We start from the raw sequence: 16,444 nt of genomic DNA, 5'->3' as shown, positions 1-16,444 counted from the left end.
GAGTGGTTCGGAGACAACATAACGATACACCTGCGGTTTCAGGTGACAGCGGTGCTGCCCGGCACCTCGGTGCGCAGGCGCTCCAGGTCCAGCACGCGCAGGCCGCCGTACTCGGTGCGGATCAGCCCGTCCTTCTGCAGCGTGGCCAGGGCCTCGTTGACGCGCTGGCGCGACAGGCCCACGAGGTAGGCCAGCTCCTGCTGGGTGATGCGCAGCACCTGGCCCACACCGGGGTAGAGCACGGGGTTGAACAGCGCGGCCAGGTTGCGCGCCACGCGCACGTCGGGGTCGGCCAGGCGGTCGATCTCGCGCGCGGCGATGAACTGGCCCAGCCGCTCGTTGAGCTGGTTCATGACGAAGCGGTTGAACCCGATCGAGTGGTCCAGCAGCCAGTGGAAGCTGTCCACCGGAATGCCGGCCACCACGCTGGCGCGCAGCGCCTGCACGTTGTAGCGGTAGGGCTCGCGCTTCAATGCCGTGCCCTCGCCGAACCAGCCGCCCGAGGGCAGGCCGGCGAAGGTCATGGTCTGGCCCTGCGCGGTCTCCGAGCTCATCTTGAGCAGGCCTTCGATCACGCCGAACCAGTAGGTCACCGGCCGGCCGATGCGGCAGACATGGTCGCCTGGCCGCGCGTTGACGGCCGTGATCTCGGGCAGCACCGCGGCACGCTCGGGCGGCGTGAGTTCGGCCAGCCAGGGAATGCCATCGAGTTCGCGTACCGTGGGTGGACGGCGGCGCTGGTGCAGTGGCGAGGCTTCGGGTAATTCCGGGGGAGGGGTCACCCTAGGATTGTCGTTGAGCCGACATCATGGCGTCAAAGTCCCGCCTACGATGCGGCCACTTCTGCATGGCTGCGCCTGCCGGAGCCGAACTTAGGAGCGTCATGGACACCACCTTTCCCCAACTGCTGCTCAAGCATGCCGCCGAACGGCCGGGCGCTCCTGCCATGCGCGAGAAGGAATACGGCATCTGGCAGACGCTGACCTGGCGCGAGCTGGCCACCATGGTCGAGCACGCCGCCTGCGGCCTGCAATTGGCCGGCCTGCAGCGCGGCGAGCACCTGGCCGTGGTGGGCGCCAACCGGCCCCGGCTGTACGCCTGCATGCTGGCTGCGCAGGCGCTGGGCGCGATCCCCGTGCCGCTCTACCAGGACGCCGTCGCTGCCGAATGCGTGTTCCCGCTGTCCAACGCCGAAGTGCGCATGTGCGTGGTGGAAGACCAGGAGCAGGTCGACAAGATGCTGGAGGTGCGCGGCCAGTACCCGGCGCTCGCGCGCATCTGGTACGACGACCCGCGCGGCCTGCGCAACTACAGCGAGAGCGGCCTGGCCGGTCTCACGGAATTGCTGGAACTCGGCCAGGCCCGCGCCGCGCAGGACAGCGGCTTCTTCAAAGCGCAGGTGGCCGAGGGCCGGCCCGACGACGTGGGTGCCATGTTCTTCACCTCGGGCACCACGGGCAACCCCAAGGGCGTGGTCCACACCCACCGCAGCCTGCTCAACCGTGCCAGGGCGGGTGCCGACTTCGACAAGCTCACGGCCGACGAGGACGTGCTGGCCTACCTGCCGCCGGCCTGGATCGGGCAGAACATCTTCAGCTATTCGCAGTGGCTGGCCTGCGGCTACGTGGTCAACTGCCCCGAGTCGGCGGCCACGGTCAGCATCGACCTCAAGGAGATCGGCCCGACCTACTACTTCGCGCCGCCGCGCGTGTTCGAGGGCCTGCTCACCAGCGTCATGATCCGCATGGAAGACGCCGGCCGCATCAAGCGCGCGATGTTCCACCGCTTCATGGACGTGGCGCGCCGTGTCGGCCCCGCGCGCATGGACGGCAAGCCGGTCTCGCTGGGGGACCGCCTGCTCTACGCGCTCGGCAATCTGTGCGTCTACGGCCCGCTGCGCAACACCCTGGGCTTCTCGCGCGTGCGGGTGGCCTACACGGCCGGCGAAGCCATCGGCCCCGACCTGTTCACCTTCTACCGTGCCATCGGCATCAACCTCAAGCAGCTGTACGGCTCGACCGAGACCGCCGTGTTCGTCTGCCTGCAGCCCGACAACGCCGTGCGCGCCGACACCGTGGGCGTGCCCATCGAGGGCGTGGAGATCAAGGTGGCCGACAACGGCGAGATCCTGGTGCGCTCGGCCGGCCTGCTCAAGGGCTACTACAAGAACAAGAAGGCCACCGACGAGGTGCTGACGGCCGACGGCTGGTACCACACCAGCGACGCCGGTTTCCTCGACGCGAGCGGCCAGCTCAAGATCATCGACCGCGTGAAGGACGTGGGCCGCATCGCAGGCGGCGCCAACGATGGCGCCATGTTCGCGCCCAAGTACGTGGAGAACAAGCTCAAGTTCTTCCCCTACATCAAGGAGGCCGTGGCCTATGGCGACGGCCGCGCCAGCGTGGCCGTGATGCTCAACATCGACTTCGAGGCCGTGGGCAACTGGGCCGAGCGGCGCAACCTGCCCTATGCGGGCTACACCGACCTGGCGCAGAAGCCCGAGGTCTACGAGCTCATGCGCGAGTGCGTGGAAAAGGTCAACGCCGACCTTGCGCAGGACGCCATGCTGGCCGGCAGCCAGGCCAGCCGCTTCCTCGTGCTGCACAAGGAACTCGATGCCGACGACAACGAACTCACGCGCACCAACAAGGTCCGCCGCGGCTTCATCGCCGAGAAGTACGCGGTGCTGATCGACGCGCTGTACGGCGGCCGGGCCGAGCAGTTCATCGAGACCCAGGTGAAGTTCGAGGACGGCCGCACCGGCAGCGTGAGCGCCACGCTGCGCATGGGCGACGCCAAGACCTTCGCACCTGTCAAGAAGGCCGCCTGATGTACGACCCGAATATGACCGACACCCAGTTCCCTCCTTCGTCGCAGGCCCCCGCCACCGGCCGCAAGATCGGCGAGGTGATCCTGGAGGTGCGCAACATCAGCCTGCGCTTCGGCGGCGTGAAGGCGCTGACGGACATCAGCTTCGACGTGCGCGAGCACGAGATCCGCGCCATCATCGGCCCGAACGGCGCGGGCAAGAGCTCCATGCTCAACTGCATCAACGGCGTCTACGCGCCGCAGGAAGGCTCGATCACCTTCCGCGGCAACACCTTCAAGCACATGAACTCGCGCCAGGTCGCCGAGATGGGCGTGGCGCGCACCTTCCAGAACCTGGCCCTGTTCAAGGGCATGAGCGTGCTGGACAACATCATGACCGGCCGCAACCTGCGCATGAAGAGCAACATCTTCCTGCAGGCGCTGCGCTGGGGCCCGGCCGAGCGCGAGGAGATCGCGCACCGCGAGAAGGTCGAACGCATCATCGACTTCCTGGAGATCCAGCCCTTCCGCAAGACGCCCGTGGGCCGCCTGCCCTACGGCCTGCAGAAGCGCGTGGATCTGGGCCGCGCGCTGGCCATGGAGCCGCAGGTGCTGCTGCTGGACGAGCCCATGGCCGGCATGAACGTGGAGGAGAAGCAGGACATGTGCCGCTTCATCCTCGACGTGAACGACGAGTTCGGCACCACCGTCGTGCTGATCGAGCACGACATGGGCGTGGTGATGGACATCTCCGACCGCGTGGTCGTGCTCGACTACGGCAAGAAGATCGGCGACGGCACGCCGGACGCCGTGCGCGCCAACGAAGACGTGATCCGCGCCTACCTCGGCACCACGCACTAGAGACAAGCCATGGGATTTTTTCTCGAAACACTGTTCGGCGGCCTCATGGCCGGCATGCTCTACGCGCTGGTCGCGCTGGGCTTCGTGCTGATCTTCAAGGCCTCGGGCGTCTTCAACTTCGCGCAGGGCGCCATGGTGCTGTTCGCAGCGCTGGCCATGGCGCGCTTCTCGGAGTGGTTTCCGAAGCTGCTGGGCTTTCAGAGCCTGATCCTGGCCAACGTGCTGGCGCTGGTTGCGGCCATCGCGCTGATGGGTGTGCTGGCCTGGCTCATCGAACGGCTCGCGCTGCGCCAGCTGGTGGGCCAGGAGCCCATCGCGCTCCTGATGGCCACGCTGGGCATCGCCTACTTCATCGACGGCGCGGGCCAGCTGCTGTTCGGCAGCGCCACCTACAAGATCGACGTGGGCATGCCCAAGGACCCGATGATGGTGCTGGAAGGCACCTTCGAGGGCGGCCTGCTGCTGAGCAAGGAGGATCTCTACGCGGCGCTGATCTCGGCCCTGCTGGTGATCGGCCTCACGCTGTTCTTCCAGAAGACGCCGACGGGCCGCGCGCTGCGCGCCGTGGCCGACGACCACCAGGCCGCGCAGTCCATCGGCATCCCGCTGTCGCGCATCTGGGTCATCGTCTGGACCATCGGGGGCATCGTCGCGCTGGTGGCCGGCATCATCTGGGGCTCCAAGCTCGGCGTGCAGTTCTCGATCTCGCTGGTGGCGCTCAAGGCGCTGCCGGTGGTGATCCTGGGCGGGCTGACCTCGGTGCCGGGCGCCATCGTCGGCGGGCTCATCATCGGCGCGGGCGAGAAGCTCTCGGAGATCTACATCGGCCCCATGCTGGGCGGTGGCATCGAGAACTGGTTCGCCTACGTGCTGGCGCTCGGCTTCCTGCTGGTGCGGCCGCAGGGCCTGTTCGGCGACAAAATCATTGATCGGGTCTAAGCGATGCTGTACAGAGAAAACGGCCAGTTCAAGCAGACCTACAGCACGGACCTGCAGATCTTCCCGGTCCTGCAGGACCGCATCGCGATCTACGCGCTGCTGGCGGTGGCCTTCGTCGCCGTGCCCATGCTGGCCAGCGACTACTTCTTCCGCGCCGTGCTGATCCCGTTCCTGATCCTGGCGCTGGCCGCGCTGGGCCTGAACATCCTGGTCGGCTACTGCGGTCAGATCTCGCTGGGCACGGGCGCCTTCATGGCCATCGGCGCCTACGCGGCCTACAACCTGCAGGTGCGCTTCGACCTGCCGCTGCTGCTCTCCCTGATCGGCGGCGGCCTCGCGGCCACGGTGTTCGGCGTGCTGTTCGGCATTCCGAGCCTGCGCATCCGCGGGCTGTACCTGGCCGTGGCGACATTGGCAGCGCAGTTCTTCACCGACTGGTTCACCAACCGCGTCAAGTGGGTCACGAACGATTCGCCCTCGGGCTCGGTCAGCGTGGGCGCGCTGTCCTTCTTCGGCGTGTCCATCGAGACGCCGGCGCAGAAGTACCTGCTGTGCCTGGCCATCGTCTGCGTGTTCGCGCTCCTGGCCAAGAACCTCGTGCGCGGCGCCATCGGCCGCCAGTGGATGGCGATCCGCGACATGGACGTGGCGGCCGCCGTGATCGGCATCCGCCCGGTCTACGCCAAGCTGTCGGCCTTCGCGGTGAGTTCCTTCATCGTCGGCGTGGCCGGCGCGCTGTGGGCCTTCGTGCACCTGGGCTCCTGGGAGCCGGCGGCCTTCAGCATCGACCGCTCGTTCCAGCTCTTGTTCATGGTCATCATCGGTGGCCTGGGTTCGGTCTCGGGCGCCTTCTTCGGCGCGGCCTTCATGGTGCTGCTGCCGCTGTTGCTGAACTACGTACCGCACTGGCTGGGCCTGCCGCTGTCCACGGCCACGGCCTCGCACCTGGAGCACATGATCTTCGGCGCGCTGATCGTGTTCTTCCTGATCGTCGAGCCGCACGGCCTGGCGCGCCTGTGGCTCACGGCGCGCGAGAAGCTGCGCCTGTGGCCCTTCCCTCACTGATTTCCCACCCACCCCCAGGAGACATCCCATGAAGCTGAAAACCCTCGCAGCCGTAGCCGCAGCCAGCCTGTCCATGCTGGCCGCGCCCGGCGCCCACGCCAAGGCCGATCAGTTCGTGCCGCTGCTGGTCTACCGCACGGGCCAGTTCGCGCCGCTGGGCATCCCATGGGCCGATGGCAAGCAGGATTACCTGAAGCTCGTCAACGCGCGCGACGGCGGTGTCAACGGCGTCAAGCTCACATTCGAGGAGTGCGAGACGGCCTACGACGCGGCCAAGGGCGTGGAGTGCTATGAGCGCCTGAAGGACCGCGGCGCGGCCGGCTTCGACACGCAGTCCACCGGCATCACCTTCGCCGTGACCGACAAGGCCTTCGCCGACAAGAAGGTCGTGGTGACCATGGGCTACGGCCTGTCGCAGTCGGCCGACGGCACGGTGTTCGAATGGAACTTCCCGCTGCTGGGCTCCTACTGGACGGCCGCCGATTCCATCGTGCAGGACATCCTCAAGAAGGAGAAGGGCAGCCTCAAGGGCAAGAAGATCGCGCTGGTCTACCACGACTCGCCCTACGGCAAGGAACCCATCCTGCTGCTGCAAAAGCGCGCCGCCAAGGAAGGCTTCGAGCTCTCGCTGTTCCCGGTCACGCCGCCCGGCGTGGAGCAAAAGAGCACCTGGCTGCAGATCCGCCAGCAAAAGCCCGACTACGTGCTGCTGTGGTCGGCCGGCGTGATGACGCCCGCCGCCGTGCGCGAGGCCCAGGCCACGGGCTATGCCCGCGACAAGATCTACGCGATCTGGTGGGCCGGATCGGACCACGACGTGAAGGACATCGGCGCTGGCGCGAAGGGCTACAACGCCATCACCATCCACAACAGCGCGGCCAAGGACAAGGTCCACGACGACCTCAAGAAGTTCGTCTACGACAAGGGCCAGGGCACGGCGGGCAACGCCGGCGAGGTTGGCGTGATGGCGCACACGCGCGGCATGATGATCTCCATGCTGCAGGTCGAGGCCATCCGCGCCGCGCAGGAGAAGTTCGGCAAGGGCAAGGTCATGACGGCCGAGCAGGTCAAGTGGGGCATGGAGAACCTGGACCTCACGGCCGACAAGCTCAAGGCCCTGGGCTTCGGCGAGATCATGCGGCCGGTCAAGACCTCGTGCAGCAACCACATGGGCACCGACTGGGCGCGCATCGTGCAGTGGGACGGCGCCAAGTGGAACATCACCTCGGACTGGTACCAGTCCGACAAGAGCATCATCGATCCGATGGTCAAGGAGTTGTCGGCCAAGTACGCGGCCGACAAGAAGATCACGCCGCGCAGCTGCCAGTAAGCCCATGTCCGAACTGCCTTCGGCCGCGCGGCCCGACGTGTTCCTCGATGTCAACGGCATCGAGGTCATCTACAACCACGTGATCCTGGTGTTGAAGGGCGTCTCGCTGCGCGTCGACGAGGGCAGCATCGTGGCCCTGCTGGGCGCCAATGGCGCCGGCAAGACCACCACGCTGCGCGCGGTGTCCAACCTGCTGCACGCCGAGCGCGGCGCGGTGACCAAGGGCTCGATCGCGTTGCGCGGCGAGCGCATCGAGAACCTGACGCCGGCCGAGCTCGTGGACCGCGGGGTGATCCAGGTCATGGAGGGCCGGCACTGCTTCGCCCACCTGACCATCGAGGACAACCTCATGACCGGCGCCTACACGCGCAAGGACGGCAAGGCCGCGGTCGAGCAGACGCTGGAGAAGGTCTACAACTACTTTCCGCGGCTCAAGACCCGGCGCACCAGCCAGGCGGCCTACACCTCGGGCGGCGAGCAGCAGATGTGCGCCATCGGCCGCGCGCTGATGGCCAACCCGAAGATGGTGCTGCTCGACGAGCCCTCCATGGGCCTGGCGCCGCAGATCGTCGAGGAGGTCTTCGAGATCGTGAAGGACCTCAACACCAAGGAGCGCGTGACCTTCCTGCTGGCCGAGCAGAACACCAACATGGCGCTGCGCTACGCGGACTTCGGCTACATCCTGGAGAGCGGCCGCGTGGTGATGGACGGCGCGGCCAGCGCGCTGCGCGAGAACGAGGACGTCAAGGAGTTCTACCTCGGCACCGGTGGCGAGGGCCGCAAGAGCTTCCGTGACGTCAAGAGCTACAAGCGCCGCAAGCGCTGGTTGGCATGAGAACCCCCCAGGCGGCTGCGCCGCTCCCCCCTCCGCTGCGCGAGGGGGGCGCACCCGGCGGCCTGGCAGAGCCAGTTCCGCGGGTGCGCTGACAAGGCCTGCTCCGCGGCCATTCGCCCCTTGGCGTGCAAGTCACCGCCTGATTGCTTTCCACTTCTGGACCGTTCGCATGAATGCCGCCACCCTCGATGCGCGCGAGACGCGCGACCCCGCCGAGCGCGAAGCCGCGCTGATGGCGGCCCTGCCCGGCCTCGTGGCCCATGCCAAGGCGCACAGCCCGGCCCAGGCCGAACGGCTGGCGCAGGTGGACCCCGCCGCGGTCAACAGCCGTGCCGCGCTGGCCAGCCTGCCGGTGCTGCGCAAGCACGACCTGCTGGCGCGCCAGCAGGCGGCACGCGCAGCCGGCGGCGATCCCTTCGGTGGCTTCGCGGCCAGTGGCTGGAACGGCCTGCACCTGGCGCGGCGCGCCAAGCGCGTGTTCCAGTCGCCCGGCCCGCTGTACGAGCCGCAGGGCGCGGACGAAGACAGCTGGCGCATGTCGCGCGCCATGTACGCCGCGGGCTTTCGCGAAGGCGAACTCGTGCACAACAGCTTCAGCTACCACCTGACCCCCGCCGGCGCGATGATGGAAGAGGGCGCGCTGGCGTTGGGCTGCACGGTGTTCCCGGGTGGTGTGGGCAACACCGAGATGCAGCTGCAGGCCATGGCCGACCTGCGTCCGCACGGCTACTGCGGCACGCCGAGTTTCCTGAAGATCGCGCTCGAGAAGGCCGCGGGTCGGCCGCTGTCCATCTCCAAGGCCCTGGTCAGCGGCGAAGCCTGCCCGCCCTCGCTGCGCGACTGGTTCGCAGCCCAGGGCATCGCGGCCTACCAGTGCTACGCCACGGCCGACATCGGCCTCATCGCCTACGAGACACCAGCGCGCGAAGGCCTGGTGCTGGACGAGCAGGTCATCGTGGAGATCGTCGGGCCCGACGGCATGCCGCTGGCCGAGGGCGAGGTCGGCGAGGTCGTGGTGACCAGCTTCGATGCCGACTACCCGCTGATCCGCTTCGGCACGGGCGACCTGTCGGCCGTGTTGCCGGGCCGCTGCCCCACGGGCCGCACCAACACGCGCATCAAGGGTTGGATGGGGCGGGCCGACCAGACCACCAAGGTGCGCGGCATGTTCGTGCACCCCAGCCAGGTGCAGGAGATCGTGCGCCGCTTTCCCGAACTGGGCCGCGTGCGCCTGGTCGTCAGCGGCGAGATGGCCAGCGACGCGATGGCACTGCGCGCCGAGTGCGCGGCGCCCAGCGAGGCGTTGCAGGCGCGTGTGGCCGAGACCATCCGCGAGCTGACCAAGCTGCGCGGCGACGTGCAGTGGTGCGCGGCTGGCAGTTTGCCGGACGACGGCAAGCTCATCGACGACCAGCGCAGCTACCGCTGACGACACTGGTACTTGTCTGAATTTCCCTACACGATGTGCGGGGCTACCATGCGCGCCGTTGTCACTTAGGTACCAGGAGTCGAGATGAACAAGATGTTGACGGTTGCAGCCCTGTCGCTGGCCGCCATGGGTGCGCAGGCCCAGGATTTCCCGGGCGGCAAGCCCATCACCATGGTCGTGCCGTTCGCGGCCGGCGGCCCGACCGACCGCGTCGCGCGCGACCTGGCCGAGGCCATGCAGCGCCAGCTGGGCAACAACCCCGTCATCATCGAGAACCTGGGCGGCGCCGGCAGCACCATCGGCACGACCAAGGTGGCGCGTGCCAAGAACGACGGCTACACGCTGCTCGTCACGCACGTGGGCATGGCCACCACGCCGGTGCTGTACCGCAAGCTGTCCTACAACTACGAGACCGACTTCGAGTACCTGGGCATCATCAACGACGTGCCCATGACGCTGATCGGCAAGCCCACGCTGGCTGCCAACAACTTCGCCGAGCTGCGCACCTGGATCGGCCAGAACGCGGGCAAGGTGAACCTGGGCAATGCCGGCATCGGCTCGGCCTCGCACCTGTGCGGCCTGATGTTCCAGAGCGAACTGAAGGCCGAGATGACCACCGTGCCGTACAAGGGCACGGCACCGGCGATTGCCGACCTGCTGGGCGGGCAGATCGACCTGCTGTGCGACCAGACCACCAACACCACCTCGCAGATCGAAGCCAAGAAGGTCAAGGCCTATGCCGTGACCACGCCCAAGCGCTTGACGACGCCGGCACTGAAGGACCTGCCGACGCTGGACGAAGCCGGCATGAAGAACTTCCAGGTCACGATCTGGCACGGCCTGTACGCGCCCAAGGGCACGCCGGCCGCGGTGCTGACCAAGCTCAACACTGCGCTGAAGGCCGCGCTGAAGGACCCCGAGTTCATCAAGAAGCAGGAAGGCCTGGGCGCCGTGGTGGCGAGCGACAAGCGCATCGAGCCGGCCGAGCACAAGAAGTTCGTGCAGGCCGAGGTGGCGCGCTTCGGCCCCGTCATCAAGGCGGCGGGCGTGTACGCCGACTGATTCCGGACCGACGCCAAACCACAGCCACCGGGCTTGCGCCCGGTGGTTTTTTTACGCCTGCAGCCGGCGCGTGGCCATGCCGCCGGCCAGCAGCGCCAACGCGGCCAGCGCGGCCAGTGCCGCCAGGGCCGGCCCCCAGCCCTGCGTGGTCGGCGGCACGGCGGCGAAGCGCGGCAGCAGCTCGATTGCGCCCATGTCGAAGGGCTTGTCGGCAAACAGGTGCGGGTAGAAAAAGCTGCGCAGCTGCGTGTGGAAGGCCGTTACCGCGTCTTGCTGCTCCAGCAGGGCTGGCAGGTCGGTTGCGGCCTGGCGGTGCAGCGCGGCCTGCACCCCCACGCCGGGCAGCAGCCAGCCCAGGCGCGCGGTCCAGCGCTGGCGCGCCAGCAAGGTCGTGCGCCAGGCCTGCACGTCCGCGGCCACGGCCTCGTCGCCGAGCTGCTGGAATGCGAAGTACCACTTGTAGTGGAAGCCCGCGGGCAGCGGTGCCGTATCCTGCCACTGCGGGTGGCTGGCGAAGAAGCGCGCCATGGTCTCCTCGCGTGGCAGGTCCCAGGCACCGTGCACCTGTTCGCGCTGGGCCAGCGCCAGCTCCACGCCCTGGGGTGCGGGCAGCGCGCGCGTCAGCGCGGCCTGCGCCAGTGTCGGCAGCACCAGGGTCAGCAGGACCCAGCAGCCCATCAGGGCCGTGGCATGGGCGGCCGGGCTGCGGCCCCGTGCACCGACCAGCAGGGCCAGGCCTGTCCAGAACCCCACATAAGCCAGCGCCGCTGCCACCGCGCTCGCCAGCGCCGCGGGCGGCGTGCCCAGCACCAGCGCGCCGGCCAGCACCGGCAGCAGCAGGCACAGCGCGACCAGCGCGGCGCGCAGGCCGGCGCGGCGCAGCCACAGCCGTGCGCCGGCGCCAGGCAGGGCCAGGAGCGTGCCGAGCCGGCCGGCGCGGCGCTCACCCGAAACCAGGTCGTACAGCAGCGCGACCAGCACCAGCGGCGCCAGGTAGACCAGCACGAAAGCCCAGTCGAAGCGGCCGGCCAGCGCCAGCTCCGGATTGAAGCTCTCGCCCTCGTGCAGCTGCGACTGCAGCGCCAGCGCGCGCACGCGCAGCAGCAGCGGTGCGCTGTCGCGCAGGCCCCCGGCCAGGAAGGCCGTGGCCGAGGGTGGACTCCAGGTCGGGTGCTGGCCGTAGTAGGCGGCCGAGCCCGCGTCGCCGCGCGCCAGGGGCTTGGCCAGCTGCGCCGCCAGGTCCTGCTGCTGCAGCGGCGCCAGCCGCTCCAGGGTCTGCTGCTGGCGCGCGACCTCGCGCGCGCCGGACCAGACGGCCAGGCTGGACAGCACCAGCAGCAGAAGCAGCGCGAACGCCGCCAGCGGGGTGCGCGCCAGCAGGCGCCATTCGTGCAGCCAGGCCCTCATCGCACCACCTGCACCATCCGGCGCGTGGCCAGGATCAGCGCGCCACCCAGGGCGGCCAGCCACAGCAGCAGCCAGCCGGCGGCGGGCGCCGCCGCGTGCAGGGCCTGCGCCGGCGGTGCGGCCTCGAAGTGGAACTGCGCGAGGTCGTGCCAGTGCTCGGCGCCGATGCGGTCGTCGCGGCTGGAGCGGTCGGTCGCCAGCGTGAGCTTCTCGGCCTGCAGCCGGTTCAGCGCCTGCACCAGCTGGTAGCGGTGGCGCTCGCCCTGCTCCAGGAAGCGGCAGTAGGCCGCCAGGTCGGTGCCGGCCGCGGCCATGGACAGCCGGCGCAGTGCCAGCACCGGGCTCAGCGGCGCGAAGCGGTCGACGGCCTGCAGCTGGGCCTCCTGCAGTGCGAAGCCGGCGGCCGCGTGCCGCACGAACAGCTCGGACGTCAGGCGTTCGCCTTCCATGGCCACCAGTCCCTTGTAGTTGAGCGGCAGGTCTTCCACACGCGCCACGCCGTATTGCGCAAGCAGGCGCGCGCGGAATCCGGCGAAGTAGGGGTCCTTGGCGTTGTGGCTGTCGCCAAGGGCCGCGAGTTCGCGCGCGATGGCGATGTCCGTTTCCACGCGCGTGGGCAGTGGCTGGGCCACGGTGGCCCATTCGGCGGCCAGCCGTGGCAGCAGCACCACGCCCACGGCCCAGACGGCCAGCAGTGCGACGAGCGCGCTGCGCGCCTGGCGGAACCAGGCCGAGACGCACACGATGCCCAGCACCCACAGTGCCAGCCACAGCGTGTAGCCTGCCGCGAGCACCCCGGCCAGCCGCGCGGGGGCCGGTGTGGCCAGCGCCATCCAGCCCAGCGCCAGCCAGGCCGGCAGCAGCAGCACACCGGCCAGCCCGGCCAGCGCGAGCAGCTTGCCCTGCACGAGCTGCGCCGGCCGCAGGCCCTGGGCCAGCAGCTGGCGCAGCGTGCCGGCCTCGCGCTCGCGCGCCAGCATGGCGTGGCCGGCGAACACCAGCAGCAGCGGCGCCAGCACCTGCAGCACGAAGGCCGGCGTGAGCTGGCCGAAGCGCAGCAGCAGCGAGGACTGGCGTGCCTCGCTGAAGTTGGCGCTGTTCTGCCGGTGGCCTTCGAGGAACAGCGTGTGGCCGGTCTGCGCATCGACGCCGGGGTCGAAGGCGGCCAGCGGGCTCAAAGGCCGGAACACGAAGTGGCCGTAGTGCACCATGCGGTGCGGGTGCCGGTCGGGCGAGGCCTCGAAGGCGTGGTCCACCTGGCTCTGGCGGCGCGCGCGCTCGGCAGCCAGCGCGTCGCGCTGCTCGGCGGCGTGGAAGATGGACACGGCCGTCAGCAGCAGCACGAGCGCCAGGCCCAGCACGGCCACGCGGTCGCGGCGCAGCCAGCGCCATTCCTCGGTGGCGATGCGCAGCACCGGGTTCATGCCGCGGCTCCTGCGCCGGCATAGCGCCGGTGCAGCGCGCGCACATCGAAGCGCTCGGCGCCGCTGGCCGCCACCTCGTGGAGCAGCCGGCCCTGGTCCAGGAAGCCGATGCGGTCGGCGACCTCGGCCGCGCCCAGCAGGTCGTGCGTGACCATCAGGATGGCCACGCCCTCGCCGCGCAGCCAGGCCAGCAGACGGCTGAACTCGGCCTGGGCCTGCGGGTCCAGGCCGGAGGTCGGTTCGTCCAGCAGCAGCACCGGCACCTGGCGCGCCAGCGCCAGCGCGATGGCCACCTTCTGCCGCATCCCCTTGGAGAAGCCGGACACGCGCCTGCCATGGGCTGTGGTGTCCAGGCCGGCCCGCGCGAGCGCGGTGGCGATGGCGTCCTGCCCCTGGTGCTGGCCTGCGAGGTCCAGGAAGTAGGCCAGGTTCTCGCGCGCGCTGAGGTGCTCGTACAGGGCCACGTTCTCGGGGATGTAGGCCAGCTGGCGCCGCGCCGCGGCGGCGTCAACCACGGGGTCGGCACCCAGCACGCGCACCTGGCCGCGCGTGGGCTGCACGAAGCCCAGGAACAGGCTCAGCGTGGTGGTCTTGCCGGCGCCGTTGGCGCCGAGCAGGGCGTAAGTCTCGCCGGGGGCGACGGCGAGGTCCAGGCCGCGCAGGATGCTGCGGCCGGCGTAGCCGGCCCAGGCGGACTGGGCGTGGAGTGCGCAGGTGGTCATCAGAACTTCGCCTGCAGGCCGACGGTGATGGAGCGCTCCATGCCGGGCGTGACCCACACGCGGCTGAACGAGCTCGTGTAGTGGGTGGTGTTGAACAGGTTGTCCACGTCGAGCGTGAGGCGCAGGCTGGGCGTGACGCGCCAGTAGCCGACCAGCTTGGCCGTGGTGTAGTGCGGCAGCTCGAAGGCGGCCGTGCCGGCGTTTGCCTCTGCCTGGGTGCGGGCCATGCCCAGGCGCTTGCCCGTGTGGGTGACGCCGCCACCGATGCCGAAGCGCTGGCCGTTGGCGAAGGCGTCCTCGTAGACCGCCAGCAGGCTGCCGTTGATGCGCGGCACGTTGAGCAGGCGCCCGCCCACCTCCAGGTTGTTGTCGCGCGTGACTTCCACGTCGTTGAGCGACAGACTGGCGTTGAGGCGCCAGTGCGTGCTGAGCTGCCCTGCCAGGTCCAGCTCCAGGCCGCGCGAGCGGATCTCGCCGGCCGCGATGGAGTAGCCGGCGTTGGCCGGATCGGCGGTCTGCACGTTGCGCTTGCGGATCTCGAACAGCGCGGCGGTGGCGCCGATGCGCTTGTCCGCGCTTTCCCATTTGGCGCCGAGTTCCAGCGCGCGGCCGGTCTCCGGTTCGAAGCTCGCGCCGGCCGCGTCGGTGCCTCCATTGGGCCGGAACGAGCGGCCGGCATTGGCGTACAGCGTCCACTGCGACGTGGGCAGCCAGCTCAGGCCCAGGCGCGGCGAGGTCGAGGTCGGCTCCTGTTGCGTCTGCACACCGGTGCGGCGATTCAGCAGGGTCTGCTCGTAGCGGTCGACCCGCAGGCCGGCCAGCAAGCGCCACGACGGCGCCAGCGTGATGGCGTCCTGCAGGTAGAAGGCGGTGTTGCGCTGGCGCTCGAAGGTGTCGGTGTTGGCCAGCGGGGTGGGCTGGGCCTGGCCGTAGACGGGGTTGTAGATGTCGATGGCGTAGGGCTGGCTGGTACTGGGGTTCACGCGCAGCATCAGCGTGTCCATGTCGAAGCGGTAGCACTCGACGCCGAACAGCAGCTCGTGCGAGAGGCTGCCGGTCGCCACGCGGCCCTGCAGCTCGGCCTGCACGGCGAGGTCGTCCGAGTCGTAGTTGCGCAGCCGGCGCTGGCGCGTGAGCAGGCCGTTGGCCTGCAGCGCCGTGGCTTCGGTCGAGGTGCCGTGAATGCCCGTGGTCCGGTGCGACAGGCCGAGCCGGCCCGTCCAGCCGCTGTCCCAGATGTGCGAGAGGATGGCCTGGTGCGTGCGGTTGTCCACACGCACATCGCCATCGGCCGGCTCGCCCAGGAAGCGCGTGCGCGGGATCGCGCCGAGCCGGTTGCCCACGGCCACGACGCCGCGGTCCAGCGGCGTGGCGTGGCGCAGGATCTCGCCCGTGTAGTCGAGCACGGTGTTGTTCGTGAGCTTCCAGGTGAAGGCCGGCGCCAGCACCTGGCGCTGCGATCCGACATGGTCGCGCCAGCCGTCGCGGTCTTCCACGGCCACGTTGAGCCGGTAGGCGAAGTTCTCGCCGATGGGGCCGGTGCTGTCGAGCGCGCCACGCTTGAGGCCATGGCTGCCGCCGTAGGCCTCGACGGCATGCGCGGACTTCCAGAGCGGTCGCTTGGAGACCACGTTGAGCGTGCCGCCCGGCTCGCTGCTGCCGTACAGCGCGGCGGCCGGGCCCTTGAGGAATTCGATGCGTTCCACGCCGGCCAGGTCGCGCGGCGCGTTGAAGCCGCGGCCCGACGAGAAACCGTTGAACAGCGTGGCCGTGCCGGCGTTCTGGTCGCCCGGCATGCCGCGGATGGTGATGTTGTCCCACAGCCCGCCGAAGTTGTTCTGGCGCGAGACACCGCCGACGTAGTCGAGCACGTCGTCGAGCCGGGTCGCGCCCAGGTCGTCGATGGCCTGGCGCGTGACGATGCGGACGGACTGCGGCAACTCGCGCAGCGGCAGCTCGCTCTTGGCGCCTGCGGCTTCTTCGGCATGGTAGGCGCCGGAGGCGGTGCGGCCGACCACCTCGACGGTGGACAGCTGGGCGTCCTGGGCGAGAACGGGCAGAGCGGTGCAGAGCGCGAGCGGCAGCAGCCGCCGCGTGAAGGGAGGAATGGGCATGGGCGAAAGACAGCAAGGCGCCGCCCGGCTGGATGGCGGGCAGGCTGAGGCGGTGGCCGGTCAAGGCCGAACGGGTGGGGCCGCGCGGGCGGCGGGGTCTCAGGCTTGCGGTGGGTCGCGCGAGCGGAACGGCCAGCGCTCCGCGCTCAGGCTTGCGTCTGCACTGTGCCAAGGGATGGCGTGTCCGGCGCTGGCGGCTGGCGGGCAGGGCCGCGGCAGCGCCATGTCCAGGGCCTGCTCCAGCGTCGCGTAGCTGCTGCACCAGGCGCAGGCCGTGTGGGCCTCGGCAGGTTCTGCCGGTGCTTCGGCATCGCGCAGGCTGGCCTGGGCCTCGCGCAGGTGCTCGATGGCGTGCGCCGGCACGCCGATGGCCGTGTTGAAGAACACGGCCACCAGCAGCAGACGCAGCAGCAGGAGGCGGATTGGAAGGCGCAAAAGAGGCGGGCCG

14 protein-coding genes are annotated in these 16,444 nt (G+C 69.5%); 8 read left to right on the top strand and 6 right to left on the bottom strand.

The genetic code is table 11. From position 1 onward, the window contains the following. Positions 1 to 38: 38 nt before the first annotated feature. Positions 39 to 782 carry a Crp/Fnr family transcriptional regulator gene (locus tag ACSQ4M_RS01650; protein ID WP_436187945.1) on the bottom strand — a complete coding sequence of 248 codons (744 nt, stop codon included), beginning with the start codon at positions 780 to 782 and terminating at the stop codon, positions 39 to 41. Positions 783 to 883: 101 nt separating this feature from the next. On the opposite strand from ACSQ4M_RS01650, the gene ACSQ4M_RS01645 reads away from it, so the two are divergent. The 8 genes from ACSQ4M_RS01645 to ACSQ4M_RS01610 all read left to right on the top strand — a co-directional run bounded on the left by ACSQ4M_RS01645 (position 884) and on the right by ACSQ4M_RS01610 (position 10,329). Continuing rightward, the gene (locus ACSQ4M_RS01645) at positions 884 to 2,830 is read left to right on the top strand and encodes an AMP-dependent synthetase/ligase (RefSeq protein ID WP_436187944.1); all 1,947 of its coding nucleotides are present in this window, start codon (positions 884 to 886) and stop codon (positions 2,828 to 2,830) included. Positions 2,831 to 2,844: 14 nt separating this feature from the next. After that, entirely contained in the window at positions 2,845 to 3,669 is an 825-nt protein-coding gene (locus ACSQ4M_RS01640; RefSeq protein ID WP_436193950.1) for an ABC transporter ATP-binding protein, read from the top strand. A 9-nt stretch (positions 3,670 to 3,678) separates the two neighbouring features. Next, complete coding sequence (locus ACSQ4M_RS01635; protein WP_436187943.1) at positions 3,679 to 4,608, top strand: branched-chain amino acid ABC transporter permease; 930 nt, start codon at positions 3,679 to 3,681, stop codon at positions 4,606 to 4,608. A 3-nt stretch (positions 4,609 to 4,611) separates the two neighbouring features. After that, a complete protein-coding gene (locus ACSQ4M_RS01630; protein WP_436187942.1) occupies positions 4,612 to 5,673 on the top strand; it encodes a branched-chain amino acid ABC transporter permease in 1,062 nt (353 codons plus the stop codon). 28 nt (positions 5,674 to 5,701) lie between these two features. Further along, positions 5,702 to 7,003 carry an ABC transporter substrate-binding protein gene (locus tag ACSQ4M_RS01625; protein WP_436187941.1) on the top strand — a complete coding sequence of 434 codons (1,302 nt, stop codon included), beginning with the start codon at positions 5,702 to 5,704 and terminating at the stop codon, positions 7,001 to 7,003. 4 nt (positions 7,004 to 7,007) lie between these two features. Beyond that, a complete protein-coding gene (locus tag ACSQ4M_RS01620; protein WP_436187940.1) occupies positions 7,008 to 7,838 on the top strand; it encodes an ABC transporter ATP-binding protein in 831 nt (276 codons plus the stop codon). A 169-nt stretch (positions 7,839 to 8,007) separates the two neighbouring features. Beyond that, on the top strand, positions 8,008 to 9,267 hold the full coding sequence (locus ACSQ4M_RS01615) for a phenylacetate--CoA ligase family protein (protein ID WP_436187939.1): 1,260 nt from the start codon (positions 8,008 to 8,010) through the stop codon (positions 9,265 to 9,267). An 84-nt stretch (positions 9,268 to 9,351) separates the two neighbouring features. Further along, positions 9,352 to 10,329 (top strand): tripartite tricarboxylate transporter substrate-binding protein, encoded by a 978-nt coding sequence (locus tag ACSQ4M_RS01610; protein ID WP_436187938.1) that lies wholly within the window; start codon positions 9,352 to 9,354, stop codon positions 10,327 to 10,329. Positions 10,330 to 10,380: 51 nt separating this feature from the next. On the opposite strand, the gene ACSQ4M_RS01605 is transcribed toward ACSQ4M_RS01610, so the two are convergent. From ACSQ4M_RS01605 to ACSQ4M_RS01585, 5 genes are all read right to left on the bottom strand, one after another. Then, the gene (locus tag ACSQ4M_RS01605; RefSeq protein ID WP_436187937.1) at positions 10,381 to 11,736 is read right to left on the bottom strand and encodes a DUF3526 domain-containing protein; all 1,356 of its coding nucleotides are present in this window, start codon (positions 11,734 to 11,736) and stop codon (positions 10,381 to 10,383) included. Beyond that, entirely contained in the window at positions 11,733 to 13,160 is a 1,428-nt protein-coding gene (locus ACSQ4M_RS01600) for an ABC transporter permease (RefSeq protein ID WP_436187936.1), read from the bottom strand. The genes ACSQ4M_RS01605 and ACSQ4M_RS01600 overlap by 4 nt, the downstream gene beginning before the upstream one ends. Next, positions 13,157 to 13,882, bottom strand: a complete 726-nt coding sequence (locus ACSQ4M_RS01595; RefSeq protein WP_436187935.1) for an ABC transporter ATP-binding protein — start codon at positions 13,880 to 13,882, stop codon at positions 13,157 to 13,159. The genes ACSQ4M_RS01600 and ACSQ4M_RS01595 overlap by 4 nt, the downstream gene beginning before the upstream one ends. Continuing rightward, the gene (locus tag ACSQ4M_RS01590) at positions 13,882 to 15,996 is read right to left on the bottom strand and encodes a TonB-dependent siderophore receptor (RefSeq protein WP_436187934.1); all 2,115 of its coding nucleotides are present in this window, start codon (positions 15,994 to 15,996) and stop codon (positions 13,882 to 13,884) included. The genes ACSQ4M_RS01595 and ACSQ4M_RS01590 overlap by 1 nt, the downstream gene beginning before the upstream one ends. 99 nt (positions 15,997 to 16,095) lie before the next feature. Beyond that, on the bottom strand, positions 16,096 to 16,431 hold the full coding sequence (locus ACSQ4M_RS01585) for a hypothetical protein (protein ID WP_436187933.1): 336 nt from the start codon (positions 16,429 to 16,431) through the stop codon (positions 16,096 to 16,098). Positions 16,432 to 16,444 lie beyond the last annotated feature (13 nt).

This window comes from Pseudorhodoferax sp. LjRoot39, assembly GCF_964253035.1.
Taxonomy (GTDB): Bacteria; Pseudomonadota; Gammaproteobacteria; order Burkholderiales; family Burkholderiaceae_C; genus Pseudorhodoferax.
The sequence above is the reverse complement of the archived record's forward strand: the minus strand, read 5'-3'. Positions and strand labels throughout refer to the sequence as shown.